Source organism: Streptomyces sp. adm13(2018) (genome assembly GCF_008042145.1).
Taxonomy (GTDB): domain Bacteria; phylum Actinomycetota; class Actinomycetes; order Streptomycetales; family Streptomycetaceae; genus Streptomyces.
In genome coordinates, this window is the sequence record NZ_RDBH01000113.1 from 73541 (window position 1) to 76003 (window position 2463).

2 protein-coding genes are annotated in these 2463 nt (G+C 72.5%); both read right to left on the reverse strand.

Features of this window, described 5'->3' with window-relative positions:
- Positions 1–16 precede the first annotated feature (16 nt).
- Entirely contained in the window at positions 17–1168 is a 1152-nt protein-coding gene (locus tag EAO70_RS10290; RefSeq protein WP_148002702.1) for an acyl-CoA dehydrogenase family protein, read from the reverse strand.
- Positions 1165–2388, reverse strand: coding sequence for a CaiB/BaiF CoA transferase family protein (locus EAO70_RS10295; RefSeq protein WP_148002703.1), 1224 nt, complete (start codon positions 2386–2388; stop codon positions 1165–1167). The genes EAO70_RS10290 and EAO70_RS10295 overlap by 4 nt, the downstream gene beginning before the upstream one ends.
- Positions 2389–2463 lie beyond the last annotated feature (75 nt).

The following is a 2463-nucleotide window of genomic DNA, read 5'->3' on the forward strand; positions in this document are numbered from 1 at the left end:
GGCGGGAGGCGGGAGGTCAGCCGAGGAGGGAACGGCCGATGATCTCCTTCATGATCTCGGTCGTGCCGCCGTAGATGGTCTGGATCCGGCCGTCGGTGTAGGCGCGTGCCACCGGGAACTCGCTCATGTAGCCGTACCCTCCGTGCAGTTGCAGACAGCGGTCGGCGACCCGCTTCTGGAGTTCGGTCGCCCACCACTTGGCCATGGAGGCGTGGACGGCGTCGAGTCCGGCCCCTTCGGGGTCGCTGTGCTCCACGATGCAGCGGTCGATGAACGTGCGGGTGACGGCGCACTCGGTGGCCATCTCGGCGATCTCGAAGCGGATGTGCTGGAGCCGGGAGAGCGGGCGGCCGAAGGCCTCGCGCTCCTTGACGTACGTGGTGGTGATCTCCAGCAGGTGTTCGGCGGCGGCGATGCCGGCGACGGCGATGGCCATCCGTTCCTGGGCGAGGTTGGTCATCAGGTGGACGAAGGCTCCGTTGAGCTCGCCGAGCAGGTTCTCCTTGGGGACGCGTACGTCGTGGAAGAACAGTTCGGCGGTGTCCTGCGACTTCTGGCCGATCTTGTCGAGGTTCCGGCCGCGCTCGAAGCCCTCCGCGCCGCGCTCGACGACGAGGAGGGAGAGGCCGTGGGCGCCGCCCTCGGGGGTGGTGCGGGCGACGACGACCACGAGGTCGGCGAGGATGCCGTTGGAGATGAAGGTCTTGGAGCCGTTGAGGATCCAGTGGTCGCCGTGGTCCTCGGCGGTCGTACGGATGCCCTGGAGATCGGAGCCCGCGCCGGGTTCCGTCATGGCGATGGCGGTGATGGTCTCGCCCGAGCAGAAGCCGGGCAGCCAGCGCCGCTTCTGCTCCTCGGTGCCCAGCGAGGTGAGGTACGGGCCGATGATGTCGTTGTGCAGGCCGATGGCGAGCCCGGGGGTGCCGGCCCGGGTGAACTCCTCGGCGAGCACGGACGCGTAGCGGAAGTCGGGGTTGCCCCCGCCGCCGTACTCCTCGTCGACGGCGAGGCCGAGCAGGCCCTGCCGTCCGGCGGCGAGCCAGGCCTCGCGGGAGACGATGCCGTCCTTCTCCCACTGCTCGTAGTGGGGCAGCACCTCCTTCTCCAGGAAGGTGCGGACGGTGGCCCGGAAGGCCTCGTGGTCGGCGGAGTAGAGCTGGCGCTTCATACGGCGGTCTCCTGGGTCTGGGGCGGGCGGTGCGCGAGTCGGACGCGACGGTCGTGGCCGGTGCGCCCGCGGGTCGGTCCTCCGGGTCCGGTCGGCCGGGTCACGCGTCGGGCTCCGGGGTCCCGGACCGGCGTACGAGGGCGGGTACGGCCCAGTCGGCGGCGACCTCGGCCGTGTCGGCGCCGGGCAGCGCGGGTCCCCGGCGCAGTGCGCCGGGGGTGGCGGAGAAGCGGGGCGCGGGGGCGGGCTGGGCGATGCGGGTGGGACGGCGCCTCGCGCAGGGAGAGGACGGGGGCCACGCAGGCGTCGCTGCCCTCGAAGAGGGCGGTCCACTCCTCGCGGGTCCGGCCGAGGAAGCGGTCGGCGACGGCCTTGCGGAGTTCGGGCCAGCGTCCGAGGTCGTGGCGGGCGGCGGCGGCCTCCTCGATGCCGAGGATCCGGGCGAACTCCGCGTAGAACCGTTCCTCCAGGGCGCCGACCGCCATGTGTCCCCCGTCGGAGGTCTCGTAGACCCCGTAGAACGGGCAGCCGCCGTCCAGCAGGTTGACGCCCCGCCTGTCCTGCCAGCTGCCGGCGGCCAGCATGCCGTGGATCATGGTGGTGAGGTGGGCGGTGCCGTCGACGATCGCCGCGTCGACGACCTGGCCCTCGCCGTGCGCGCGGGCGTGCTGGAGGGCGGCGAGGACGCCGACGACCAGGTAGAGGGAGCCGCCGGCGTAGTCGCCGAGGAGGTTGGCGGGGATGCCGGGCGGGCCGTCGGGGTCGGGTCCGATCATGCCGAGGGCGCCGGTGATCGCGATGTAGCCGATGTCGTGTCCGGCGGTCGCGGCGAGCGGTCCGTGCTGGCCCCAGCCGGTCATCCGGCCGTAGACGAGGCGCGGGTTCCGGGCGAGGCAGGCGTCGGSSCCGACGCCGAGGCGTTCGGCGACGCCGGGGCGGTAGCCCTCGATGAGGATGTCGGCGCGTTCGACGAGGTCGAGCACGGTGGCGGGGCCGTCCGCCGCCTTGAGGTCGACGACGGCCGAGCGCTTGTTGCGGTTGGTGAGGTCGCGGGCCGGGTCGATGCCCAGACCGGGGCCGCCGGGGCGGTCGACGCGGACGACGTCGGCGCCGAGGTCGGCGAGCAGCATGGCGGCGAAGGGGCCGGGGCCGATGCCGGCGAGCTCGACCACGCGTACTCCGGCGAGCGGGCCGTTTCCGGCGGTGTGCGTCGTGCTCATCGAGCCCCCAGACGTGTGTGACACCAATGATGTAACACCGGAGATGCTAGGAACGTGTTCCACTCGGCACAAGCC

Coding starts and splice junctions, on each gene's coding strand:
- EAO70_RS10290 (WP_148002702.1), bottom strand. CDS start 1,168: ATGAAGCGCCAGCTCTACTCCGCCGACCACGAGGCCTTCCGGGCCACC.